Raw genomic sequence first — 25075 nt, 5'->3', positions numbered from 1 at the left:
GTCCCCTATCTCCATTCTCTTGTCCCTAATTCGCGTTTGTCCCCAACAATTCCTCTATTGCTTGTCGCTCAACAGGGGTATGTGATGGCGGTGTCTGACGAGCATCGGTAATCAGCCAGTCTAAAGCCGCAGCTTGAACATCAATCGCTGCTCCAGTTTTATCCACACAATAACGTCCAAACACCAGCTTATCAACTAAGCGGACTCCTGGCCCCAGGCGCGACCATTCAAAAATCACGCTGTTTTCTACTGTTGCGCCACTACATATCCAACAATTGGGGCCAATCATCGCTGGGCCGACAATTTTAGCTCCGTCTTCTATTCTTGTCATCCCGCCAATGTAAACTGGGCCTGTGATATCTACTTTGTCCCAATTTACAGCGACATTTAAGCCAGTGTAGATGCCAGGCGCGACTTCATGACCGGGGATTTGCACATTTTTAATTTCACCCAGCAGTACACCGCGAATCGCCCGCCAATAGTCTGGGACTTTACCAATATCTACCCATTCAAAGTCCATAGGAATGGCGTAGAAGGGAGCTTTGATTTCTACCAGTTTGGGAAACAATTGGCTACCAATGTCGTACTCGACATCAGAGGGGATATAATTAAACACCTCTGGTTCAAAGATGTAAATACCTGTATTGATGTTGGTGCTGAGGGCTTCTTCAGTTGAAGGTTTTTCTTGGAAAGCTTTAACACGCCCCTCTTCGTCAGTGACTACCACACCGTAGCTAGAAACTTCTTCCTTGGGGACAGATTTTGTAATAATAGTAGCGATCGATCCTTTAGCTCTATGCCATTTAACTGCAGCAGTTAAATCCAAATCAATCAAAGCATCACCGCACAACACCACAAAGGTATCATCAAAAAACGGTGAGAAGTCTTGGATACGCCGCATTCCTCCCGCAGAACCGATTGCTTCTCCCTCCAGTTTACCTTCGTCATCAATTTTCCCTTCAAAGGAATAGGCAATCTGCACCCCAAACCGTTGACCGTCACGAAAATAGTTTTCTATTTCTTCAGCCAAATGACTAACGTTGACCATAATCTGGTCAAATCCATGTTGGCGTAACAGTTCCAGCAAGAACTCCATCACTGGCTTTTGCAGGATGGGAATCATTGGTTTGGGAATTGTGTAGGTTATCGGACGCACGCGAGTACCCTTACCAGCCGCGAGAATCATCGCTTTCATAAAAATTTATTCCTCAACCACAAGCCAGTTTACTTTTATCGAGTGATACTTAATCATCAGTTTTTATTTCTGCTGTAAGTCATCCCCCAAACAGGGATAACAGGAATTTAGTGGTTATTGCAACCATAAGTATACTTAGATGACAAGCGATCGCTTATCTTTTCAGGGTAACTGAAAGTTTCAACATTTTAAAACCCCTCATTTGTATGAAGGGTTAATGCATCAAGTCATTTTAGAAGATTCACCAAACAGCAAAGCTAATTCGACACAGTTGTGAACCGCTAGCCTTTTCAACAAGTCCGTCACCGGATTGTTCCAGAACAGTACCCATTCCCAATGGCTTATCCGTTTTTACGATCGCCTCCGGCGTGCGGAATGCGATCGCGCATATTAGGGATTTCCAAGTAAAAAAATATTCCGTCGCAGAGGGACAAGGGGGACAAGGAAGACAAGGGAGACAAGGAAGAAAGAAGTCTAGTTGAGTAGACAAATTGAATAATTTATTTTTTGGAGTTCCCTTACAGCAGAATTCTGAATTAGAATAGGCTCTGTGCCTAGCTACCAGACCTAGATGCTGTACTTCACTAACCTGAAATCTGCTGTATTTATAGTAAATTTAACTAATAATTCAATTAATTATAGTAATTAATGTGACTAGTCTAAAAATACTTGCTATGATATCAGGATTTAATCTAATATCTATGGTAAATATCTAGATATTTTTAACCAATTCAGATAAGATAATAAATTTGTCTGTTGCGTCACACTTCCTTTGTATATGTCCAAAACTTACACCGTAGAAATTAATCACCAAGGCAAAATTCATACATTGCAAGTTCCCGAAGATGAAACGATCTTATCAGTTGCCGATGCTGCTGGTTTGGAACTGCCAAGTTCTTGCAATGCAGGTGTTTGTACAACTTGCGCCGGTCAAATATCTCAGGGAACTGTGGATCAAGCTGATGGCATGGGCGTTAGTCCAGATTTACAAAAGCAAGGTTATGTGTTGCTTTGTGTTGCCAAACCCCTTTCTGATTTGAAAGTTGAGACAGAAAAGGAAGACATCGTTTATCAGTTACAATTTGGTAAAGACAAATAATCTGCGAACAGTTATCAGTATATCGGATGATTATTCATAACTGAATAACTGTTCGCTGGAAATTACTAAACCTGATGGATAACATAAGTATTTCATTGCAACTGACATCAGCTATTGTAGAAACTACAAATTAACAGGATTTCCCAAGATGACAACTCATTTTATTACCGCAGAAATTGATTTACAAGAAACTCCCGCCGAATTACTAGAAGTAATCGAAACAGAGTTGAAGAAACAAGGTGAACCCCTCCGTTGGGCTGTTACCTCTGTAGATGTTAAAGAACAAAAAGCTACAGTTGAAGCTGTGGTAACTACAGTCAAGAATTAGGAGTTAGGAGTTAAAAGTTATGAGTTGATGGCTTCTGATTTCTATAATTCATCACTCATAACTCATCACTTAAAATGAATCGTCCATACACAGCTATCTTAATTGTGCCAACCGGTGTTGGGGCTGCCATTGGGGGTTATGCAGGTGATGCTTTACCTGTTGCCAAAGTTATGGCACAGGTTTGCGATCGCCTAATTACTCACCCCAATGTCCTTAACGGCGCAAGTTTGTACTGGAATCTCCCTAACGCCTTCTATGTTGAAGGTTACGGACTTGACAAATTTGCCTCTGGATGCTGGGGTTTGCGTCCAGTCCGCAACAACAAAGTGGGTTTGCTTTTAGACCAAGGCATTGAGCCAGAGTTACGGCTACGACATATACAAGCTGCCGATGCAGTCAGAGCAACTCTGGGATTGACCTTAACAGATTATGTAATTAGTGATGCACCATTAGATGTAGAATTACGGACTACAGCATCAGGAGCTAGTTGGGGAACAATTGGCAACCCAGATAGTTTGTTACGGGCAGCTGAGATATTAATTGAAAAAGCGGGGGCAGAAGCGATCGCAGTTGTTGCCCGTTTCCCCGATGATATGGACTCAGAAGCAGTACAAAAATACCGCCACGGTGAAGGCGTTGATTCCTTAGCAGGTGCAGAAGCCGTAATTAGCCATTTGCTAGTGCGAACCTTTCAAATTCCTTGCGCCCATTCTCCCGCCCTTTTGAGCGAACCTCCACAACCTGATTTATCCCCCCGTTCCGCCGCCGAAGAATTAGGTTATACCTTTTTGCCGTGCGTCCTTGTAGGATTAAGTCGTGCCCCACAATTTATAATAGAGAAAAGAGCGATTGCATCAGATAAAGGAGATATTTGGGCAGATGAAGTGGATGCTGCGATCGCACCTGCAAATGCTTGTGGTAGCAGTGCCTTACTGAGTTTAAGCCAAAGACGATGCCAAATAATTACAGTAGAAGAAAATAAAACTCTGATCGAAGTTCCTCCCCAAGCGTTGAGCATCAGAGCTATACAGGTAAACTCATATTTGGAAGCAGTAGGCGTATTAGTAGCACACAAAGCAGGCATCAACCCTGCCGCTCTCCGTCCCAAATTATTACCTTTGCAGCCAGTAATTAAAAGTTAGGAGTTAGGAGTTATTTCTATCTCGCCCCCCGCCCCTTTCCCCTTAAAAACCTGTGGTTGAACAACAAAAGCAAGAGCCAGAAATTCCATATCTGACACGCATCCAAGTACTTGGGGCAATGGGAGCGACTGCAATCATTTTGTTGATAGTCGCCAAATTGTCATTGCACTTTGGTAACTTTTCCCTATTTTCCTGGAAGTGGAACCAGAAGGATTTGCTGTTGGGTGTAGGATTGGGGTTTGTCATCACCGCGTTAAGTGGCATAGCCTATCGCGTTTGGACTCCCTACCGTAAAAGTGCAGATTATTATTTAGAAGTGGTACTAAAGCCCTTAGCCTTACCAGACTTAATTTGGCTGGGGTTGCTACCGGGTTTGAGTGAAGAATTATTATTTCGGGGTGTAATGCTGTCAGCTTTAGGCTTGGATAATGTCGCTGTCATTGTATCTAGTCTTTGCTTTGGCATCTTGCATTTTAGCGGTTCTCAACAATGGCCTTATGTGATTTGGGCAACGATTGTTGGGATGATATTGGCATATAGCGCCTTGCTCACGGGAAACTTATTAGTGCCGATTGTCGCTCACATGATTACTAATTGGACTTCTAGCTATTTCTGGAAAATGTGGCAATTGCGGCAATTAAAAAATATGTAGAAATCAGTGCGTAGGCGTAGCCCAACCCAGGCATCGCCTATGATTATGGCAGGAGCCTTCTCTCGGAATTAGGTAAATCTTAAGTAAAAGTTGCTGCCCAGATCCCCGACTATTGAAAAAGTCGGGGATCTAAATTCAGCTTAAGTAAGTGACGTTAAGGTTAGTGGATTTTTGGATGAAGAAGCTGCCAGAGCGATCGCTAATGGTAAAATTCGATGTTCCTGAATTTGAATCCTGGCATGGAGTGTTTCTGCTGTATCATCTGGCAATACTGGGACTGCGGCTTGCATTAAAATTGGGCCGCTATCCATTTCTAAACAAGCTATATGTGCCGTACAACCAGTAATTTTTACCCCAGATGCCAAAGCTTGTTCTACAGCATGGATTCCCTTGAAACTAGGTAACAAACTAGGATGGATATTAATAATCCTCTCAGGAAAGGCATCAATAAAAACTGAGGTTAACAATCGCATCCAACCCGCCAAAATCACCCATTCCACATCGTAGTGCCGCAATGTCTGCACAATTTTCTCATCCAACTCTTCTCGAATTTTATAGTTGCGATGATTCAACAAAACAGCTTCTACACCTCTATTGGCTGCTCTGATGGCTGCTTTCGCCGAGGGGTTATTGTAAATTAAAACTTGAATTTGGGCATTTAGCTGTCCATCTTGGATAGCTTGAGCAACTACATCAAAATTGCTGCCATTCCCAGAAGCCATAATTCCCAGTTTTAAAGGTGCGACTTGCTGGCAATCGCTAATGCTGGGAGAAACCAAGCTAGGGGTAGAATCAGGGCGGAAGGTCATAAACAGCTAAGAGGGAATAATTATAGATGCCAAAACCAAAAATAGATACTAAGTCGTGGTTGGATAATGATACAGCAGCAGCCTGGATTTTTCTCACACCAGCACTAATTTTACTAGGCGTTTTTATCATTTGGCCGATCGCCTATTTGTTTTACCTCAGCTTCACTGCTGGTAGCTTCACTATAAAAGGTATTTATTGGATAGGCTTAAAAAACTATTGGCGCTTGCTACTCGACTCCGACTTCTGGCAAGTTCTGGGTAACACCTTTTATTTTACAGTTGCTACCATCATTCCCAGTATAGTTATTTCCTTGGGCTTGGCAGTGCTATTAAACCGCTCTATTCCCTTGCGAGGTATCTTGCGGAGTGCCTATTTTTTGCCTTCAATTATCTCACTGGTGGCAGCCGGTTTGGGATTTCGCTGGCTGTTTCAAACATCAGGGCCAGTTAACGGACTTTTAGATTTTTTTGGTATTCCAGCTATCCCCTGGCTAGGAGATACATTTTGGGCAATGCCGGTAATTATTTTAATGAGTATTTGGAAACAATTAGGTTTCAATATGGTAGTTTTTTTAGCAGGGTTGCAAGCAATTCCTCCCAGTCGTTATGAAGCGGCAGATTTAGATGGAGCAAATGCTTGGCAACAATTTTGGTATATTACTCTGCCTGGATTGCGCCCTACTGCAATATTTGCAATCATCACTACCGCGATTTTTACATTGCGGAGTTTTGAGCAAGTTTATGTGATGACTGGTGGAGGCCCGCTGAATTCGACTAATTTGCTGGTTTATTACATTTATCAAGAAGCTTTTGCTCAATTTGATTTCGGTTATGCTGCCGCCGGCGCGACGATATTACTAGCAGTGACGATGGTACTAGTTTATTTGCAACTGCAAACTTGGGGAGAGGAGTAGGGGAGGCAGGGGGAAATTTGGGAAATTGCTAAATTATCGTGCAAATATACAATGCCAAAGAATGTTGTGCATTTAATTAGTTAGAAACAACTAGAGTTTTTATTTCTTAGATAGGGTGCGATATTCCCAAGGATTAACAAATTTAGTGTCACTCCAAATACCAAGTCGTTGTTGTTTAGCTTCAGCTTCGGCTTGTTGCACTAAGTCTTTGCTAGGACACTTATTTAAATAAGGACGATACACTTTTGCCAATCCTTCTTGTAACAATACCTGTTGCACAAAAGTGCCATTTTGTAAACGGACTTCGGCAACTTTGCGTCCATAGCGATCGCTATCTGTGATATTCAAAGTGACGCGATCGCCTCCTTGTTGGACTAGTTGTTGCACCCGTTGTTGGGCTTTCACACCCCAAGTAAATTGATTGCGATCGCTGGTGCGTTTACTCTGCTTTTCTTTGTTGGTATGAGCAATTTCTGGCGCATCTACACAAGCAAAGCGCACGGTAAAATTTTTGCCACTGTTATCTTTAACTACTAAAGTATCGCCATCACTCACACGTTCAACTGGTTCTCCAGAATTACCAGTAAAGCGATCGCAGCCAATCAAACCCAAAATCATGATAGTTGCACAAAGCCAAAATCGCACTGGTTTAATTAATTTATCCATCCCAACTTACCTGCATTACCTCTGTGGGATGATATTAGCAAAATGACCAGATATATTTGTTAACTGCTGACATACTGCCACGGACAATCTCAAAATTCCAAATTATAAGACCCTCTGGCGACAACCGAATAGAAAATGCGGATTAGTATAAGAATTGTAACCTTCCAATTATCAGTGGCAATTTCTGATGAACTTATTAACTCACATTTTGCATCTAGCTGGTTCAGGAGCCTTTGCCTATTACTCTGCTGCTCAAATTCGTGATTCTAAAACCCGTCCCAACATCCTTGCGGGGTTTTATTTCGCCGAATCGGGTTCCGTGCCATTTTTATCTGCACTTAGCGATCGCGCCGCAGCTGAAGGCGATACATGGCTAGCCGCAAAACTAGCAAAACATGCATCAGATGAAACTAGGCATGGTCAAATTTTTGCCCACGCCTTACAACAAATGAATAAACAAGTTATAGATTTTAAGCGTCAACCCCAAACTACATCTACAAATAAATCACAACAGCCGCGTAGCCCTTTTTTTGCAGCATTCTTTGAAGGCTATACCCAAGAACAACTTAAACCGGCTGTCATTGACTGGGATGTGTTTATGGCTAGTACATACATTCTGGAGTTAGATGCTAGTAAAGACTTTGCACGAATGGCGAAAGTATTACCTGATAAAGATCCAACCGCTCGTAATTTAAAGTTAGGAATGCTAAATATTGCCCAAGATGAAACTGGACATGCAGCTTATCTCTACGAAGCGATGATGCGACGGATGTCTGCTGCCAAAGTGCAAAAACTTGTAGATATGTGGCGAACCCAGAAGGTAAACGCCTTGCTAGCAATGGTTGGTGGTATCCTTCAGCGGAATGGCGAAACGCGATCGCTAGTCCAAGACGGTGCGCCGTCGGAAATCGATTCTGAGTTGATAGCTACGTAGTTATCGATATTCTTGAGTATCTAATGTTCAAAAAATTGAGAACATTAAACAGCTAGCTGGAAAGGCAGGATATCTGCCTTTGTACTTTCTATAAAAAAACGATGAAAGCTGAAGCAGAAAACAATAGCAGGTTGACTTGTGAAGTAGAAACTACCCTAAAAATTATAGGAGGACGTTGGAAAGTTTTAATTATTAGAGAATTAATGATTAGCGTTAAACGCTTTGGTGAGTTGCAACGGGCTTTACCTGGAGTTACACAAAAGGTGCTAACCCAACAACTTAGAGAAATGGAGGAAGACGGCATTATTCATCGAGAAGTTTATCCCCAAATTCCGCCCAAGGTAGAATATTCACTGACTCCTTTAGGAGAAACTTTGCAACCAATCCTCTATGCGATGCATGAATGGGCTATTCAACATTCAAATATCACAAATCGTCATCAATATTCATGATAGCTAATAAAGAATAATTGTTAATTTTCAAATTGAACTAGCAGATTTATCTGTAGCATTTTGAATTATTTATTCATTGTTTCGTAAATATTCAATCGCTGCCTCTAATTTTGAGGAATAACTTTCAGCAAACCTTTCAAACCAAAGTCCTTCGGACGAAAGCGGATCTACTTTGGCTAACCATTTTTTTGCCTGTACTTTCAAAGCCTCTAATTGTTTAGCTTTGAGTTTTTCTTGTCTAATTCCTTCCTGTTCTAGTTCTTGCTGTCTTTTTAACTCAATAGCAGCATCCTCTTGGGCAAAATCAGCCTTAACTTCTGCTAAAAGGTTATCCATAAAAGATGCCGACTTGGGCAATGATGGAATAAACGATTTGGCTGCGGCTGATTTTGACTGCTGCTGTTGTGGTTGTACTCCTTTGTATTCAGTTTCGAGTTCGGCTAATAGCTTATCAATGGAATCCATTTTTGCAATTCCTAATAAATAGTATAGCTAGTCATTAATGGCATTAAGTAGAACTTCCGATAAACTCATATCTTCCATATCTTCCATAGTAATGGTGTCACAGATATCAAATTTAGCGCCAGCACTTTGAAGTTCATCGTCTAAGACTTTGAGAAAACGGGTAGCTTGGGGATCTACGCCGACTTGAATGAAGGAAATGGCTAATTCTTCATCTCGATCGATGCGGCGAGAAGCTTCAATAATTACCTTCATAACTGCTTTGCGATCGTCCGGTTCGCCGTCAGTAACTACTAAAATTGTTTCACCATTTGGCTTTGTTTTACCAGACGCTTTGCGTTGTAAGTAATCATCAGTTGCGTGTTTTAACACACCGGCTAAGTCGGTTGTACCGGAAGGGTCATTTTCTCGAAAAATTTGCGATACTATGCTGGATGTCACATTTTCATATCGCTTAAATTTACCAGAAAATACATAGATTGTAATCCCATCTGGGTCAAATTGCTCGCACTTGCTAGCTAAAGCTAAAGTAGATTCCTGCGCCGCTAACCATCTACTTCTACCACCCTTTTGATCTTGGGTGGCCATGCTGCCGCTTTTGTCGATAATTAACGTATAGTCACGATTTTCTAACATTATTCAATTCTCCAGTTAAAAGTTAAGAGTTATTGGACTTTAATGCATTAGTCAGTTATTGCGTTTGTCAATACATCTACCAGGCTCATGTCTTCTAAATCGTCTAAAGTAACCGTGTCACAAATATCAAATTTAGCGCCGACACTTTCCAACTGGTCATCCAAAGCTTTGAGGAACTTAGTTGCTTGAGCATCTGAACCTACTTGAATAATCGAAATTCCTAATTCTTCATCACGCTCCATCTGGCGAGTAGCATGAATGATGACTTCAAATACAGCTTTGCGATCGTCTGGTTCACCATCAGTGATAACTAAAATTGTCTCTCCGTTTGGCTTACTTTTACCGGCAGCTTTGCGTTGAAAGTAATTATTGAGTGCATCCTGAAGCACACCTGCTAAGTTTGTCGTCCCAGCAGGGTCATTTTCGAGAAATACCTGTGCGACTTTAGCTGAAGTGACATCATCGTAGCGTTTAAATCTACCGGAAAACAAGTAAACGGTGATGCCATCGGGGTCAAACTGTTCAGCCTTTCTTGCCAAAGCAAGAGTAGACTCTTGGGCGATCTCCCATCTAGTTCTACCACCCACTTGGTCTGGAGTGGACATACTACCGCTTTTGTCAATAATTAATGTATAGTCGCGATCGCTCATCATAATTTTCTTCTGATTGTTACCGTGTAATTCTAGTTTAACTCCGTTTTTTTACCAGTAAGCAAGGCTTTTAAGCTTTTGTATCAATTATGCTACTAAAAAACCATGCCACAGATGATGAGTGCAGTTGCCTAGCATCAGTGTTCCAACAGAAAACAAAATTTTCCTAGTCCCCAATTCCCTGAAAACACTTAAAATTAAAGATTGACTTGGTTGTTACATCCATTATTTAGTCTGGGAATAATAAATACTAATCATCCTGACACAGATGAAACTAAATAAATGTGAGTTCAAGAAACCTCTCCCTACCTTGAAATTTCGTTCAAAACTGTCCCTCTCTGACTCAGAGAGGGACAGTTTTGGGTAGTAAGACCAAGGAGAGGTTTTTTTATTGCTTAATTTTAAAGATAAATTCCGGTATGAACCATCATAGATTCTTAGATAACCCTGCGCCAAAACAAAACCCACAGCAGCAAACCTTTTCGCTGGCATTTCTGCATCAGACGCTCAATGCCATATCTGACCCAATTTTTGTTAAAGATCGCCAACATCGCTGGGTATTAATTAACGACACTTACTGTGATTTCGTCGGTTATAGCCGAGAAGAATTAATTGGCAAATCAGACTATGATTTTTTTCCGCAAGCAGAAGCTGATGTATTTCGACAAAAAGATGAACTAGTTTTCACCACAAATATTACTAATGAGAACCAGAATCTTTTTACCGATGCTCAGGGTATAACTCATCTCATCTCTACAAAAAAGTCTTGCTTTGAGGATGAGACTGGTAACAAATTTCTGGTGGGTAGTATTCGAGAGATTATTTTACAGGATGAAGCTGGGAAATTTCTGGGTGTAACTGACAGAGTTAGCGATTTTACTGAACTCATGCAAACCTGTGAAGCACTTCAGGAAACGGTAGAAGAACTGCGCCAACAAAACCAAGAACAAGCGATCGCTTGTGAAACGGCAGAATTAGAGCGGCGGCGTTACCAAGATTTGTTCGATCTCGCCCCAGATGCTTATTTAGTGACTGATGTTGACGGCATCATCAAAGAGGCTAACTATGTAACCGCAGCCTTACTATCTGTGAGACAAAACTATCTAGTAGGCAAATCATTCATTATCTTTATCGCTGAAGCAGATCGCCAAACCTTCACGAACAAACTGGCAAATTTGCAGCAGATACAAGATTGGGAAGTCGATCTACAGTCACGAGGAGGTACAACCTTTCCTGCTAGTATCAAGATGGTTGCTATGTATGATTCACAAGGTCAGCAGGTCGGCTGGCGTTGGTTACTTTGCGACATCAGCGAACAACAAGCCATACTGCGCGATCGCCAGAAAGCAGAATCAGACCTACACCGCATTAATGCTGTACTGCAAGCTCAACAAGAAGCTTCCATCGATGGAATTTTAATTGTTGATGAAAATCGTACAATCGTCTCATTCAATCAGAAATTCTCCCAGCTATGGCTAATTCCTACGGCACTGATCCAAACATCGGATGCTCGCCAACTCGTGAGATGGGTAGTAGACAAAGTAGTAAATCCAGACAAATTTCTCGCTAAGGTGGAGTATCTTTACCAGCATCCAGAAGAAAGTAGCCGTGATGAAATTTTCCTGAAGTCTGGAAAGATTTTTGAGCGCTATTCTGCACCCGTGCGTAAACACCAAGGGTCTTGTGGTGAGATATCATCTTTAGGAGACTATTACGGTAGGATTTGGTATTATCGCGACATTACCGAATACAAGCAAGCAGAGGCAGAACTTAGAGCTTCACAGCAAAGACTGGCATTGCTGATTGAACAAACACCTTTAGCCATTATTGAATGGAATACCAACTTTGAGGTTCAAACATGGAATCGGGCAGCAGAAGGAATGTTTGGATACACCACAGAGGAAATACTGGGGAATCCTTTTGAGATAATAGTACCTGAAAACGCCAGAAAGCACGTAAATGAGATTATCACAGCCCTCTTAAACCAACGTGGAGGCAGTTTTAGTGTCAACGAGAACATCACTAAAGATGGCAGGACAATGGTCTGTGAGTGGTATAATAACCCGTTGGTAGCCCCTGATGGTGAGGTGGTTGGCATTGCTTCAATGGTGTTAGACATCACAGAACGCAAATGCGCTGAAGAAGAACAGCAAAAATTTGTAGCGTTGGTTGAAAACAGCAGTGACTTTATTGGCATTTCTTCAATGGAAGGGCAAGTTGTCTATGTGAACCCTGCCGGACTCAAGATGCTAGGGCTTAGTAGCCAGGAAGCAGCCAAAACCAAGGCCGTGGCTGATTTTCATTCACCAGAAGCTTTTGCAGAGTTTCAGCAAAAAATTGTTCCTTTGATGTTTCAACATGGTTTCTGGCAAGGCGAGTTTCGCCATAGACATTTTCAAACAGGTATAGAAATTCCTACTGATTGCAGCCTGTTTATAGTTAAACATCCTGAAACAGGAGAGCCTTTCTGTCGGGTAGCTGTTGCTAGGGATATTACAGAACGCAAACAAGCTAAAGAAGCCCTGCTAAAGTCGGAAGCGCAACTAAGGCAACAAGCTGAAGAACTCAAAGAAGCCTTCCGCGAACTTCAAAACACCCAAACTCACTTAATTCAAAGTGAAAAGATGTCCAGCTTGGGTCAACTAGTCGCAGGAGTAGCACACGAAATCAACAATCCGGTCAATTTTATCTATGGCAATCTCAAACCTGCCAAGGAATACACTCAAGATTTACTTTCACTTTTGCAACTCTATACAAGTCATTATCCTGAACCCATCCCAGAAATTCAGGATTTTGCAGAACAAATTGAACTGGACTTTTTGAAGTCAGATTTACCAAAAATACTAAACTCAATGAAAGTTGGGGCAGACCGCATTCGAGAGATTGTGCTTTCCTTACGAACTTTTTCGCGCTTGGATGAAGCCGAAATGAAAGCTGTTGATATCCATGAGGGAATCGACAGTACTCTGATGATTTTGCAAAGCCGCATCAAGGGTAATAAGCAACGCCCGACAATTGAAATAATCAAAGAATACGACAAACTGCCCTTGGTAGAATGTTATGCGGGGCAGCTAAACCAAGTATTCATGAATATTTTGTCAAATGCGATCGATGCTTTAGAAGAGAGATTGGGTAGTGTAGATGAGGCAAACAAGGGGAATAACCAATACCCAATTCCGACAATTCGCATTTGCACTCAACTACAAGATTCAAATCAGGTAATAATTAGGATTGCCGATAATGGATTGGGAATATCAGAAGATTTTAAAAAACAACTATTTGACCCCTTCTTTACCACCAAGCCCATCGGCAAAGGTACGGGGATGGGACTTGCCATTAGCTACCAGATCGTTACAGAAAGACATGGTGGTTCCTTAGAATGTATTTCGCAGCTAGAACAAGGCGCTGAGTTTGTGATTAATATTCCCCTAATTCAAGATACTCAACATAATTCGTAATTTTAAGAGCTTTCATACCATTAAAAATTATGCTGTGTATTAACTTAAAACGTTGCTTTAGGTTTTTATTAATCATTATCTGATGATAAATAGACCTGGACTGTAGGGGCAATTCATGAATCACCCCGACAACAGATGTGGTTTTTCAAATCATTTATATTCGATCTTTCCTGTTAAAGGGTAAGTCCTAACGATAAGTAAAAACAAAGTATTTCCACTGCCATCATCTACTTTTATTCAGAAAGTAGTAATTACGATTAGTAATTATCTCAATACCTCTACTTCTTGGACAACTTTCATTTGATCGAGAATTCCCCAAATTTCTTGTAGCATCGGCTCTAACCCCGTGCGGGTAACTGCTGAAATCACAAAAACCGGGGCGTAAGAGAGATGATTAAGTTGGGTAGCTAACGCCTCTAAATCGACATTTTCTCGATCGACTGCATCAATTTTGTTCAGCGCCAAAATTTGCGGGCGTTCTGCTAAACCCCGTCCATAAGCTTGTAATTCTTCCTTAATTGTGTTATAGTCTCTAACCACATCATCACTAGTGGCATCAATCAAGTGAAGTAGCACTCGCGTGCGCTCGATATGACGCAAGAAATCGTGTCCCAACCCAGCCCCGTGAGCCGCTCCCTCAATTAGTCCGGGAATGTCGGCGAAAACAGTACCATCGCCAGTGGGTTTCCGCACTACACCCAAATTTGGGATCAGGGTAGTGAAAGGATAGTCTGCAATTTTTGGACGTGCAGCTGATAAAGATGAAATTAAAGTGGATTTACCAGCATTTGGTAAACCAATAATCCCGACTTCTGCTAAAAGTTTTAACTCTAGCCGCAACTGCTTTATTTCCCCTGGTAATCCTGGGAGGGCGTATTCTGGGGCGCGGTTACGGTTACTCAAGAAATGCTGATTTCCTAGTCCACCTTTACCACCTTGGGCAATCCGCAAAGACTGCTTAGGCTCGATTAAATCCCCCAGCAATTCGCCAGTTTCAGCATCATAAATGGTTGTACCACAAGGAACTTCGATGATTAAATCCTTTCCTCCTGCCCCAGTGCAGTTATTTGGCCCACCACGAGTCCCTTTTTCTGCCTGAAATCGATGGTTGTATCTGAAGTCAAGCAAGGTTTGCAGGTTTTCATCGGCGACGAAAAAGACCGAACCACCTCGTCCTCCATTACCACCAGAGGGACCACCAGTCGGTACGTATTTCTCTCGCCGGAAGGCAACAATACCATCGCCACCCTTACCAGCTTCAACTTCAATTTTTGCTTGGTCGATAAATTGCATATTTCTAGAGTCCTGTTAGCGGTAGTGGGGCATTTAGCCCGTGCTGAGTTAAGAGTCGCGAGTTATAAATTATAAGTTTTAAAACCTCATTCCTCACTCTTTACTTGTAACTCACACTCCCCACTCAGCAATCAGCACTCAAATATATGGTGAAATATCTTCACCGCATTTATCTGCTAGATAAGAGAGGGCGCGAAAACGTAACCCCACCAGTTGCTCATACAAGGGGTTAATTTTACACATCGGCGGGATGTGGACAATCTTGCGTCCAAATAAGGTGACATCTCGCTCAAAGGGACACTGGGAAGGAATCATTTTACATAAAAAGCGGGCTACTCTTGGGTCTTGGATATCTAGCCTATCAAGCCAGTCTCGCAGGGGATATAGGGCATTAATTTGACGCTTTGTAAGTCCAGGGCTGGGGATAATGGGGGTAACTTGCTGTGGGTTCTCTAGAGTGTGGCGAAGGGCTTCTAGTAAATTCTCTGGCTGTTCTAAGGCTTGGCAGAACTGATGTAGAACCTCATCTTCGCTGGGGGAATAAGTACCATCTGCGATCGCTACCATGATCGCAGTCCTTAAGAAATTTTCTGCCGATGGTGTACCTTTACCCAACACTGCGGCTAATTCTTCTGGCGTAATTACCTCTAATGAGTCCCATTTTATCTTAGGAGCTAATTCATCTTTGGTGATGTTGGCAATTAATTCCTGTTCTTGGTCATCAAAATTACCATCTGCCCAAGCAATGGTGAGCAGTCCACGCAACCAAGCGGCAATCTGTTCGCTGCTGTAGGGGGATTGAACGGTACTTGTCATAAACTCACGTCTCAAGCTTTCCTCAGTCATTACTAAGCTACCCTACCCAGTGACTATGAAGATAGTGGGGCAGCAGAAAAAATAAATCAGATTTCAAATCGCAAAGTCGGTCTTAGGGTAAAATCCATTTATACTATTATTGAGAATTTTTATATTTAAAGTAAAATTGATTGGAGGCTCTCAAATATTCATAAGATTCAGTACCTAAATTTGCACTACAGGGCGATTCAACTTTGTGATTCAACCTTGGAAGTATGCGAGCTTGCAATCTAAATATCGCTGACGTTTTTCTCTAATTAATTATTTACTGATGTTACTTTTTTATTTTTAGGATTTCTATTGTTTGGCATTATATATCTCCGAAAAAGAATGTAGAGATGTAGCACTGCTACGTCTCTACGATAATTCTGGCTAATGCATATTTAGTTTCGGGAAGTATCTATTAGTTAGATTAGATTAACTCTTAGCAATAAAGGTATAGATAATGTTTTTATTTGGCATTGAGCATGAAGTCGCTTTCCTAAACAAACAAGGAAAGTTTGCTGATTTTTCCCACACAAAATTTGCTGATTTTAATCAAATTATTGAAAAGCTACCCACATATCCTAGTGACTATCCTCAACTGCGCGTAGGCGATGCGGGTATTAAGATGAAGAGATGGTACATTGAGGGATTTGAAAGATTTGCAGATTCTGACGAGGTTATAGACTGTCATGTTAAAGGTATTGAAATTAGAACAACTATACATTCTGATATTCAAGGCGCTATTACAGAGTTATCAGAAAGTTTTCATCTACTACGTGAGGTTGCTGCTAACTTTGGTTTATCACCAGTTTTAGTCAGTTTTAATCCCTACAATCCGGCTTTTGAACCTCAACCTCCACTAAATGATTACGAAATTAAACAGCTAGAGGCTTATCCTGACGAACAAACTGCTAATATTCACATGGTGTCTTATGGGCCAGATTTAAATATTTCAGTAGCAGGTTTGTCTACTGAAGATGTAATTGATATTGGCAAAAAGTTAACTTATTACAGTCCTTATATCGTCCCTTTTAGTTATAGTTCCCCTTTTTATAAAGGAAGTTTATGGGATGGGTTATCTGTACGAACTTTTATCAGAACCGGAAAAAGACCAGCAGTTCTAGTTTTCGTTCAGAAAGAGGAGCAACTAATTAATAGCATCCCTTCCTTAACAAAAATCGCCCGCATTCCAGCTGAAGTGGGACGCATTGAATTTAAGGCGTGTGATAGTTGTGATGATTTTTTAATCTACGCGGCTTTGCTGACGTTATTGAAAGGTTTGGTGTTAGATGAAACCTTGGTAGGTAGAGCAACTGTACCTGATGCAGCACTACATCAAATTTCTGCAAAAGAAGGTTTTGACAACAAGGATATTTTTGAGAATGCGACAAAAATCTTGCAAACAGCCGAAACTTCCTTGGGAGATGACCCAGATATTCAGTATTTAACGCCGTTAAAAGTGCTGTTAGCGAAGCGAAAAACAAGATCCCATGAATTAATAGAAATGTTCCATTGTGTAAGTTCAATAGATGAGGTAATAAGGCAGACTTATCAATTTTAAAGAAAAGATTTATTTTTCCCCTTAAAAAAGGGGGACTTTATATAACTTTATACTTTACAAATATCTGATAAGGTGCATGTTACGGAAAGTCCTTTGATTAGATAAAGTGGAGTTAAATAAACATAAATACTAAAGTCGTTAAGCTCCCACTACTATATTAAGTCGATATATCTAGAGACTGATTTTATTGTAACCACAGATAGAGGAAAGTTCATTCCAGAGATTGATGCAGGCTTGAGCATTTTCAAAGTACAAGTAGAAACAGCGAACGTTGAGAGAAGAATGTCAAGAGAAAATGTAATAATTGTGCTAGAGAATTAAGGTGGTATTTGCTTATTATCCCTTATTAATTCGATGCAGAAATACAAAGACATTTTCTTCATCAACTTCATTTTAAAAGAAATTCCAGATTGAAGTGTAGCTTGCTATTTTTATTATTGCTTGCCAAATAAAGATATAAGCTTACGCTCTCTCAGTGAAGTTCTGCGTTGTTAAAGCTGTTATCGAGGATTTCAAATGAAGATTATTGCTTCTGTTTTATCTATCTTAAGCCCAGTGCGTTTTCTAGTTGTGGCTTTTACTTGCGCTTTACTACTGTTATCTAGTGCTTTTCCTGCTTTTGCGATCGATAGCTATCAAAGCGATCCTACCGAAGGTACTACACAACTGCTTGACATTCAAAGCAAAACTGATAAAGCTGCTAAAGAACCACCAGCAGGATTGAAAAAGGTTCAAAAAGAGTCCAACAAAGGACTCAATGAAGTTCAGGGAGATGCTGATATTGATAAGCAGAAGCGTCCTGACAATTCACAGAGTGCAACCACTGCTGAAGAAAATATAAAGAAAGTGTTGGAGAAAGTTACAGGTAAGTAACTAAATTAATAGTTCTGGTAATTTTTCGGTAGTAATGGGTGATTGCTTTTACGCAATCACCCATTACTAATTTCAACCTGGCAAATTTAATTAAGTATCAAATGGGGAAAACTATGTTTCGATAGTTTTAATTATGAATTAACGATAGCTATTGTATTTAAAATTTTATCTTTGGAACTAAAAAAATAATAAAATTCTCTAATGACTAGATTATTGCCTTGATACTACCTATTAAGGCATAGGGATAGTTGTAAATTGGGTGATTAATTTTAACTCATAATGCTTCCTTTGGTTGATGTGGAATCTATATGAAATTTGAGATATTAATGAATAAGTTTGCTTAGGGATGGAAAAAAAATGCGTGCGATAAACATTGGGTTGACAGAAGAACAGCGTCAAGGTGTAATCAATCTGTTAAATCAAGATTTGGCAGATGCCTATTTACTGTTGGTGAAAACCAAAAAGTACCACTGGGATGTCGTCGGCCCTCAGTTCCGCTCTTTGCACCAGCTTTGGGAAGAACACTACCAAAAGCTGACTCTAAATATTGATGCCTTAGCAGAGCGGGTTCGTGCTTTGGGCGGTTATCCAGTTGGTACATTGGAAGGATTTCTCAAGCTTGCTACCCTCAAGGAACATGCTGGTAATGTTCCCACATCAACGCAGATGGTAGCTAATCTAGTGCACGATCACGAGCAGGTTATCCGTAACTTAAGAGATCATGTGGATCAGTCTAGCGATAAATTCCACGATCAAGGTACTGCTGACTTTTTGACTGGACTGCTGGAACAGCATGAGGAAATAGCTTGGATGCTGCGTTCATTTATTGAAGGGGAAGCATTAGATCCAGATGGTAAGCAGCCAGCATCTGGGGCTAAGACTCCGGTAGGCGTGTAGCTGATAACGGCTGAGTTGAAGATGGCTGTGTGTGAAACCAATTAGAAGGAGGATAGATTCCCCCTTCTAATTGGTGTGAAAGGATTAATCTACCTCTTCACCTTATCCGTTGAAAAGGTGAAATCTGGTTCCCATAGCTTACTCTTCGCACATCTCCATTAAAAGGGGGGATCTTAAAAGAGCCAACCTTTTAATGGGGTTGGGAAATCCCTTTTGCGTAAGTCCTAAAAATAATCCAAGGAGTATTTAAGTGACAGAAGTATATAAAGCAGAACGTACCATTTCTGCTGTATTCAAAGAACAGAAGCAAATTGATGATGTGATTCGACGTTTACTAGACAGGAGTGTACCTAGAGATCATATTTCGGTCATGGGTAGAAACTTTCAGTCAGAAACTAGAATCGCTGGCTTTATTAGTAAAAAGGATGTGATTCTGGGAGGTTTGAGAACAGGGGCAGTTTTTGGTTCTTTGTTTGGTTCCTTTCTTAGCTTACTCACGGGTGTAGGCGTACTGTTTATTCCCTTTGTCGGCCCAATTGTGGCAGCAGGGCCAATTGGTGCAGTGCTGCTGGGGGCTGCAAGTGGAGCGATCGCAGGTAGTGCAGGTGCTGGTCTAGTATCGGTTCTAACTACTTTGGGGATGTCAGAAGATAAAGCGGCTATCTACCAAACCCGCTTACAAGCTGGTGAATTCTTAGTGATGGCAGAAGTTCCGAGCGATCGCGCTGGCGAATTTCAATTGCTACTCGAAAGTGCTGGTGGCGAAGAAATTCACACGATTGAAAAAATCTTTGCTCGCCCTTGTCCTGGACAGTGCAATAGCCCAGAAGACTTGTCTCCTGAAGTTCGCGCTCATCTTTCTGATGCAGCTCAACGCACATTCATTGAGAGCTATAATACTGTCTTCAATGAGAAAAATGACGAGTTTACAGCTGAACAAGCCGCCTGGGAGTCTGTTCATCAGCAATATGATGAAGATGAAAATGGCGTTTGGTCAAAAGCTAAAGTTAAAGCTTAAACTGCTGCGCGTTGAATTATATCGGAATCTGATTTGATTCATAAAATCAATTTGTGTGGGGCGCGAAGCCCAATAAGCAGGCAATAGGCAACGTAAAAAAAGGCTTTTTGACTTTTACTGAGTTTTTTCAAAAATAAAATATTAGTTCTATAGCAATTCTATTTGATTTATAAGAATTGCAAGCCGCAGCTCCCCGACTTATCAAAGAAGTCGGGGATATTATTTTTGCTAAGATTAAAACTCTGTTATCTATCAAAGTACAATTTTTTCTAACGTAGAGTCGGAGCGGTTTGCCGCCAAGACGGATAAGGCACAAATAAAGATAGTTCTGCCTATGGCAATTTATAGCTACCAACACGCATATTTAACTCACCTTGACGCGGGTTTTTGCTAAATATAAATGCGCCTTCTTCACTTTCCCCACTAGATAAAAAGTCGATCTGTTGCTCTCCTGTTTCTGTAACTTTGCCATTAATAACTAACTCAGCCATAATCTGAACTGACTCAGCTGTATCTCCTCCACTATTCACAACTTCAAAAGAAACATAAAATTGACCGTTAATTTCTCGAATTATTTCTTTTTTAGTGACAGAAAGGATAGGAGGTTGATTCTTTTCGTTCAGCCAAGTGTAGCCAACTAGACTGACAATAATTGCTAGGATTAGTGAGGAAATGCCGAATGTCACCCACTCAGCTATTGAGCGCTTTGGCTTTTGTTCTGTCTGAGTCATATTGCTAACCTTCCGGCTGCACCGCCAATAGTTGCAGGTAAGCCCAACATCAATGTGTGGTCTAACCACATTGTCCAAGGGTCGCTAAAAGCTAATTTTTGAAAGAACCATAGCATAAAAGTGCCTGCTAGCAGTGATACTAGGTAGGACATGATGGTTTCACTTGATGGTCGTTGGAAAATTCCCTTTTGCTGTCTTCGTTTTTGCTGGTCAGAAAAGCCTGCCTGAAATACAATGCCATAAGAAATCAGTAAAGATGTGGCAATCATTGCTAACTCCCAAGGTGGCGAGGCTGCGGCTGCAAGCATGGTAATTTCGTCTGTTGGAGCAATGTTAAATGCAATTACAGTTGCACCAATGAGAGTTGCACTCAAATCGGCGAAGGTAGCATTTAACTCATCCCCTTTGTGGTTGGTTGTGCTGTTTATTCGCTCGGTTTCTTGTCCTTCTCCATCACTGTTTCTACTATCTCCCAACAACTGGTTGGCTAATGCTACACCGAGAGCAAAAGGCACACTTTCAAAGATGATTTTCCCTAAAGATTCTTTTAGAGAAGTTTCTGGTGTCAATTCTCGCAATAGTAGCAGGACAAATGTAGAGCAAGCTAGTCCGATCGCGATCGCTTTTACGGTATCCATTGCAGCTTGATCGGCTAGCCAGCTATATCTGCGTTTCCGAAAGCCTTCTGTTTGATTGAGCAAGTAAACTACAATAAACATCAATGCGATCGCTATCATCATCAGTTGTGGTTTGGCCCGCGATCCAATCCACCAAACCTCCATTGTGTACAGTAAAGGTATACCAAATAAAAAACCTCCACAAGCACCCCGAGTAATGTCATTAATCTCACTCTTCCATATATTTTTTTGACGTTTTGTTGTCACTCCTTTACTTTCCTTTTATTGAAAATTTGCTTTTACTTATAATAATTCTCTATGAAAATGTATATAGCAGTCCTAAATTTTTGGTGAAAAGTTAAATCCCCAACTTCTTTGAGAAGTCAGGGATTTAGATAAAGGAAATTTTCACAGAGTGGTATCTACGTAGGCGTAGCCCAACCCAGGTATCGCACTTTTAATAAAAATTAAATCCAGCTTGAGGCTGGACAATTGCTAGAGACGTTTTTGAAATTGAATGTTTTCTTGATTTTTAACTTACCAAATCCACCAAGGCGTTTGACTGGAAGCGGACTATAGATGAGACTGAGCAGCCACGATAATTCTCAGAGGTGAATACTGATAGTGTGATATTAGCTTGACCGGGATCTAAGATGCGTTTTACCTTGCAGGTTTGCATTTTGTTGTTGCAGTAAGCAATAATGCGATCGCCAGCCTTGACATCTAATGCTTGAATTTTCACTTAATATCAACCTCGCCCAAGATTTTGTTTAGCTAAAGTGAAAAATATATTTCTATATTTCACTTGCTCAACAATTTAAATATTTATTTCAGTATAACACAAAAATCACGGGCTTTAAATCTTATCAATTTAATCTTGATAATGTCAAGTTGATTTATGCTCAAAACTCTTTTCAATCCTGGATTTTATTGGAGGAGGCAGGAGGAGCAATTTACCTAGATCGGAGAGAATGCTCCCGCCATAATCTTTGATTTGGCGGCGAGATGAATCGAGGGGGAAAAATGAAACATTCCCTGACCATGACTGACTGAAAGTCAGTAAGGGATGGGAATAGTTGAGTTTTTCGCAAATCCATGTTATGTATTTACGTTATTAACGTAAATATGCTGGTATTTGAGGCAAAACTTGATGGACAAGACTCGCAGTATCGATTGCTTGATGAAGCAATTAGAACTGCGCGTTTTGTTCGCAATGCTTGTGTCAGATATTGGATGGATAACAAAGGCATTGGTAGATACGAGTTGAGTGCCTATTGCGCTGTACTTGCGAATAATATTGAGTTTCCTTGGGTATCTAATCTGAACTCAATGGCTCGTCAAGCCAGTGCTGAAAGGGCATTGGTCTGCCATTGCTCGGTTTTTTGATAACTGCAAGAAGGGTAAGCCAGGAAAAAAGGGATTCCCAAAGTTTAAGAAAGAGCAAATGCATGGTTCTGTAGAGTACAAAACCTGTGGATGGAAACTTTCTGAAGACCGCAGAAGCATCACGTTTTCTGATGGATTTAAAGCAGGAACCTTTAAGCTTTGGGGAACCTGTGACCTCCATTTCTACCAACTCAAGCAGTTTAAAAGAGTGCGAGTTGTGCGTCGTGCTGATGGGTATTATTGCCAATTTTGCATCGACCAAGAACGAGTAGAAAGGCGTGAACCAACGGGTTTTACCATTGGTATTGATGTAGGTCTGAACCATTTCTATACCGATAGCAATGGGGAAATAGTTGCAAATCCAAGGCATCTTCGCAAGAGCGAAAAGTCTTTGAGACGCTTGCAACGTCGGATGTCTAGAACAAAAAAGGGTTCTCAGAATAGAGTCAAGTTTAGAAATAAACTTAGCTCTAAGCACCTCAAAGTAAGTCGCCAGCGTAAAGACTTTGTTGTTAAGACAGCAAGGTGCGTAGTGAAGTCTAACGATCTCGTGGCGTATGAAGATTTGCAGGTGCGTAATATGGTCAAGAATCATCGATTGGCTAAATCAATCAGTGACGTGTCGTGGTCTTTGTTCCGGCAATGGGTTGAGTATTTTGGCAAGGTCTTTGGTGTGGTAACTGTTGCAGTACCACCTCACTACACCAGCCAAAACTGCTCTAACTGTGGGCAAGTGGTTAAGAAAACTCTTAGTACTCGAACTCATGTTTGTCCTCATTGTGGGCATATCCAAGATAGGGACAGAGATCAGCTTCATCTTTAACTCCTTTTGGACTTCAAATCTGTGCCATACCGCCATCAACAAACAACTCAATGCCGTTCACAAAGCTGCTGTCATCTGAAGCGAGAAAGACAACGGCTTTGGCAATCTCATCGGGTGTGCCGACTCGTCCCAGTGGGATGGTGCTGGCTTGGCTGTCCACGAATTCTTGCAACTGCTGGTCATTGAGTCCCAAATGATCGTAACCAGGAGTCGGAACCACACCAGGGCTAATGGCATTCACTCGGATCTTGCGTTCTCTGAGGTCGAGTATCCAATTCCGAGCAAAGGATCTCACGGCGGCTTTGGTGGCGCTGTAAACACTGAATGCTGGCGTACCTTTTATAGAAGTAATCGAAGCATTCAGGATAATAGAAGCGCCCTCTGGCAACAGTGGCAGTGCCTTTTGGACAGTGAACAGCAAACCTTTGACATTTACGTTGAATGTTTTGTCAAAGTGTTCCTCAGTGATTGCTCCAAGTGGGGCAATTTGTCCACTGCCAGCATTAGCGAAGATGATATCGAGGTGTCCAAGTTCTTGCTTAATGGTGGCAAACAGACGATCGAGGTCTGCCAGATTAGAAACATCACTCTGCACAGCCGTAACATTTTTACCAATGGCTTCTACAGCAGCATCCAGTTCGACTTGGCGACGACCTGTGATGTAGACATAGGCACCTTCAGCAACAAACTGTTTGGCTGTAGCAAGACCGATACCACTGTTACCACCCGTGACAAGGGCGATTTTTCCTTCTAGTTTTCCCATTATGCTAATCCTTTGATTGTTGGCTTTAAAGCGGTCAGTTACTAATGGAAAGTGGAGTCAGGAGGAAGAATAGTCAGCTTAATCTCTAAGGGATATCTCCGGGCGCACCCAGAGTTTCGTCGCCAATTTCGCTAGAGACGCGCATGAATAATGCCAAGTCAGTTTCCTCATTCTCGTTTAGCGTCCCTGTTGCTTCAACTAGGTGAGCAAAGGCACTGGGCGAAGCAACAACTAACCCGCGAGCTGGTCGATCGCTGAGTGCAGCAACGACATGGGGTGTACCCATCGGAATGAAGGCACTTTCACCTGGGCCTAGCACAACCTTATTCTTACCAACCCAGACAGTGAACTCTCCTTCGAGTACATAAAGTTGTTCGGAATAACGTGTGTGGCGATGGGGTGGAGTCTGTGTGCCAGGAGGGAAATAACCTTCAATCAGATCATATTTACCATCGGTCGTAGTATGGTCGGCGACGATGGTGAGGCGAGAACCAAAAAGCCAGAAAGATTGTATCATAAAATAGATCCTTCTAATGAATGCTCAAGCTTCGAGTGCTAAAGCGAAGTGTCAGATAAACTCTTGAAAAGGGAGATTTCCGAACTCCTAAATAGATGAGTGTGTCAGATTTTGAACATTAAGCTTGTTAAGAACACTTTGCGAAGTACGCTCCGCTTTAATTAAATCTGCTGCCTTCTCAGCAATCATCATAGTGGGTGCGTTTGTATTTCCCGTGGTGATTGTTGGCATGATGGACGAAAGGCTGGCAGGCTTACGACCGGCAATTCGTTCATCAATAGCGTGAAGCTCACTGTTACTGCCAGGTCAAGCGAGCAGGCGCAACGATTCATTCCAGAGCCGATCGGCATTGTCTGGGT

At 41.5% G+C, this 25075-nt stretch carries 26 protein-coding genes and 1 pseudogene; 13 read left to right on the top strand and 14 right to left on the bottom strand.

The genetic code is table 11. The annotated features are described in order from the left end of the window. Nucleotides 1-25 precede the first annotated feature (25 nt). Nucleotides 26-1195, bottom strand: a complete 1170-nt coding sequence (locus CDG77_RS25165; RefSeq protein WP_094332070.1) for a sugar phosphate nucleotidyltransferase — start codon at nt 1193-1195, stop codon at nt 26-28. Nucleotides 1196-1436: 241 nt separating this feature from the next. Then, complete coding sequence (locus CDG77_RS35740) at nt 1437-1685, bottom strand: hypothetical protein (protein ID WP_104900354.1); 249 nt, start codon at nt 1683-1685, stop codon at nt 1437-1439. A gap of 288 nt (nt 1686-1973) precedes the next feature. Here CDG77_RS35740 and CDG77_RS25160 point away from each other — a divergent pair, with 288 nt between their 5' ends. From CDG77_RS25160 to CDG77_RS25145, 4 genes are all read left to right on the top strand, one after another. Beyond that, entirely contained in the window at nt 1974-2294 is a 321-nt protein-coding gene (locus CDG77_RS25160; protein ID WP_094332069.1) for a 2Fe-2S iron-sulfur cluster-binding protein, read from the top strand. 148 nt (nt 2295-2442) lie between these two features. After that, nucleotides 2443-2622 carry a hypothetical protein gene (locus tag CDG77_RS25155; protein ID WP_094332068.1) on the top strand — a complete coding sequence of 60 codons (180 nt, stop codon included), beginning with the start codon at nt 2443-2445 and terminating at the stop codon, nt 2620-2622. A 74-nt stretch (nt 2623-2696) separates the two neighbouring features. Next, nucleotides 2697-3764, top strand: a complete 1068-nt coding sequence (locus tag CDG77_RS25150) for a DUF3326 domain-containing protein (protein WP_094332067.1) — start codon at nt 2697-2699, stop codon at nt 3762-3764. 52 nt (nt 3765-3816) lie between these two features. Then, the gene (locus CDG77_RS25145) at nt 3817-4416 is read left to right on the top strand and encodes a CPBP family intramembrane glutamic endopeptidase (protein ID WP_094332066.1); all 600 of its coding nucleotides are present in this window, start codon (nt 3817-3819) and stop codon (nt 4414-4416) included. Nucleotides 4417-4556: 140 nt separating this feature from the next. Here the strand turns inward: CDG77_RS25145 and purN are convergent, their stop codons facing one another. Then, entirely contained in the window at nt 4557-5225 is a 669-nt protein-coding gene (gene purN, locus CDG77_RS25140; RefSeq protein WP_094332065.1) for a phosphoribosylglycinamide formyltransferase, read from the bottom strand. 26 nt (nt 5226-5251) lie between these two features. Here purN and CDG77_RS25135 point away from each other — a divergent pair, with 26 nt between their 5' ends. After that, complete coding sequence (locus CDG77_RS25135; RefSeq protein ID WP_094332064.1) at nt 5252-6139, top strand: carbohydrate ABC transporter permease; 888 nt, start codon at nt 5252-5254, stop codon at nt 6137-6139. A 99-nt stretch (nt 6140-6238) separates the two neighbouring features. Here the strand turns inward: CDG77_RS25135 and CDG77_RS25130 are convergent, their stop codons facing one another. Then, nucleotides 6239-6805 carry a thermonuclease family protein gene (locus CDG77_RS25130; RefSeq protein WP_094332063.1) on the bottom strand — a complete coding sequence of 189 codons (567 nt, stop codon included), beginning with the start codon at nt 6803-6805 and terminating at the stop codon, nt 6239-6241. A 187-nt stretch (nt 6806-6992) separates the two neighbouring features. On the opposite strand from CDG77_RS25130, the gene CDG77_RS25125 reads away from it, so the two are divergent. Both CDG77_RS25125 and CDG77_RS25120 read left to right on the top strand, forming a co-directional pair. Then, complete coding sequence (locus CDG77_RS25125) at nt 6993-7739, top strand: rubrerythrin family protein (protein ID WP_094332062.1); 747 nt, start codon at nt 6993-6995, stop codon at nt 7737-7739. 101 nt (nt 7740-7840) lie between these two features. Beyond that, entirely contained in the window at nt 7841-8191 is a 351-nt protein-coding gene (locus CDG77_RS25120) for a winged helix-turn-helix transcriptional regulator (protein WP_094332061.1), read from the top strand. 69 nt (nt 8192-8260) lie between these two features. Here the strand turns inward: CDG77_RS25120 and CDG77_RS25115 are convergent, their stop codons facing one another. Genes CDG77_RS25115 through CDG77_RS25105 form a run of 3 tightly spaced genes read right to left on the bottom strand, consistent with a single transcriptional unit; the run spans nt 8261 to nt 9942 of the window. Further along, a complete protein-coding gene (locus CDG77_RS25115; RefSeq protein WP_094332060.1) occupies nt 8261-8656 on the bottom strand; it encodes a salt stress protein, Slr1339 family in 396 nt (131 codons plus the stop codon). 27 nt (nt 8657-8683) lie between these two features. Next, nucleotides 8684-9289 carry a vWA domain-containing protein gene (locus CDG77_RS25110; protein ID WP_094332059.1) on the bottom strand — a complete coding sequence of 202 codons (606 nt, stop codon included), beginning with the start codon at nt 9287-9289 and terminating at the stop codon, nt 8684-8686. Between the two features lie 47 nt (nt 9290-9336). Beyond that, complete coding sequence (locus CDG77_RS25105; RefSeq protein WP_094332058.1) at nt 9337-9942, bottom strand: vWA domain-containing protein; 606 nt, start codon at nt 9940-9942, stop codon at nt 9337-9339. Nucleotides 9943-10358: 416 nt separating this feature from the next. Between CDG77_RS25105 and CDG77_RS25100 the strand changes: the two genes are divergently transcribed. Continuing rightward, nucleotides 10359-13397, top strand: a complete 3039-nt coding sequence (locus CDG77_RS25100) for a PAS domain-containing sensor histidine kinase (RefSeq protein ID WP_094332057.1) — start codon at nt 10359-10361, stop codon at nt 13395-13397. A gap of 264 nt (nt 13398-13661) precedes the next feature. Here CDG77_RS25100 and obgE read toward each other — a convergent pair whose 3' ends face one another. Then, nucleotides 13662-14690, bottom strand: coding sequence for a GTPase ObgE (gene obgE / locus CDG77_RS25095; RefSeq protein WP_094332056.1), 1029 nt, complete (start codon nt 14688-14690; stop codon nt 13662-13664). A 138-nt stretch (nt 14691-14828) separates the two neighbouring features. Continuing rightward, the gene (locus CDG77_RS25090) at nt 14829-15506 is read right to left on the bottom strand and encodes a Mo-dependent nitrogenase C-terminal domain-containing protein (RefSeq protein WP_094332055.1); all 678 of its coding nucleotides are present in this window, start codon (nt 15504-15506) and stop codon (nt 14829-14831) included. 484 nt (nt 15507-15990) lie between these two features. On the opposite strand from CDG77_RS25090, the gene CDG77_RS25085 reads away from it, so the two are divergent. The 4 genes from CDG77_RS25085 to CDG77_RS25070 all read left to right on the top strand — a co-directional run bounded on the left by CDG77_RS25085 (nt 15991) and on the right by CDG77_RS25070 (nt 19879). Further along, nucleotides 15991-17091 carry a glutamate--cysteine ligase gene (locus CDG77_RS25085; RefSeq protein WP_181154137.1) on the top strand — a complete coding sequence of 367 codons (1101 nt, stop codon included), beginning with the start codon at nt 15991-15993 and terminating at the stop codon, nt 17089-17091. A gap of 516 nt (nt 17092-17607) precedes the next feature. After that, on the top strand, nt 17608-17964 hold the full coding sequence (locus CDG77_RS25080) for a hypothetical protein (protein WP_094332053.1): 357 nt from the start codon (nt 17608-17610) through the stop codon (nt 17962-17964). Nucleotides 17965-18321: 357 nt separating this feature from the next. After that, nucleotides 18322-18861 (top strand): Dps family protein, encoded by a 540-nt coding sequence (locus CDG77_RS25075; RefSeq protein WP_094332052.1) that lies wholly within the window; start codon nt 18322-18324, stop codon nt 18859-18861. Between the two features lie 250 nt (nt 18862-19111). After that, nucleotides 19112-19879: a ChaB family protein gene (locus CDG77_RS25070; RefSeq protein ID WP_094332051.1), complete on the top strand. Its 768-nt coding sequence runs from the start codon at nt 19112-19114 to the stop codon at nt 19877-19879. A gap of 332 nt (nt 19880-20211) precedes the next feature. Here the strand turns inward: CDG77_RS25070 and CDG77_RS25065 are convergent, their stop codons facing one another. From CDG77_RS25065 to CDG77_RS25055, 3 genes are all read right to left on the bottom strand, one after another. Continuing rightward, a complete protein-coding gene (locus CDG77_RS25065) occupies nt 20212-20610 on the bottom strand; it encodes a TIGR02588 family protein (protein WP_094332050.1) in 399 nt (132 codons plus the stop codon). Next, nucleotides 20607-21494 carry a TIGR02587 family membrane protein gene (locus tag CDG77_RS25060; protein ID WP_094332049.1) on the bottom strand — a complete coding sequence of 296 codons (888 nt, stop codon included), beginning with the start codon at nt 21492-21494 and terminating at the stop codon, nt 20607-20609. The genes CDG77_RS25065 and CDG77_RS25060 overlap by 4 nt, the downstream gene beginning before the upstream one ends. A 265-nt stretch (nt 21495-21759) precedes the next feature. Further along, nucleotides 21760-21969, bottom strand: coding sequence for a hypothetical protein (locus CDG77_RS25055; RefSeq protein WP_041565457.1), 210 nt, complete (start codon nt 21967-21969; stop codon nt 21760-21762). A 383-nt stretch (nt 21970-22352) separates the two neighbouring features. Between CDG77_RS25055 and CDG77_RS25050 the strand changes: the two are divergent. Beyond that, nucleotides 22353-23415: pseudogene (locus tag CDG77_RS25050) on the top strand (RNA-guided endonuclease InsQ/TnpB family protein); the annotation flags it as partial. Nucleotides 23416-23449: 34 nt separating this feature from the next. Here CDG77_RS25050 and CDG77_RS25045 read toward each other — a convergent pair. Both CDG77_RS25045 and CDG77_RS25040 read right to left on the bottom strand, forming a co-directional pair. Beyond that, nucleotides 23450-24199, bottom strand: a complete 750-nt coding sequence (locus tag CDG77_RS25045; protein ID WP_094332048.1) for a glucose 1-dehydrogenase — start codon at nt 24197-24199, stop codon at nt 23450-23452. Between the two features lie 85 nt (nt 24200-24284). Next, nucleotides 24285-24716: a cupin domain-containing protein gene (locus tag CDG77_RS25040; protein WP_094332047.1), complete on the bottom strand. Its 432-nt coding sequence runs from the start codon at nt 24714-24716 to the stop codon at nt 24285-24287. Nucleotides 24717-25075: the final 359 nt, after the last annotated feature.

Origin of the sequence: Nostoc sp. 'Peltigera membranacea cyanobiont' 213 (assembly GCF_002245975.1) — a bacterium.
Lineage (GTDB): Bacteria > Cyanobacteriota > Cyanobacteriia > Cyanobacteriales > Nostocaceae > Nostoc.
The sequence above is the reverse complement of the archived record's forward strand: the minus strand, read 5'-3'. Positions and strand labels throughout refer to the sequence as shown.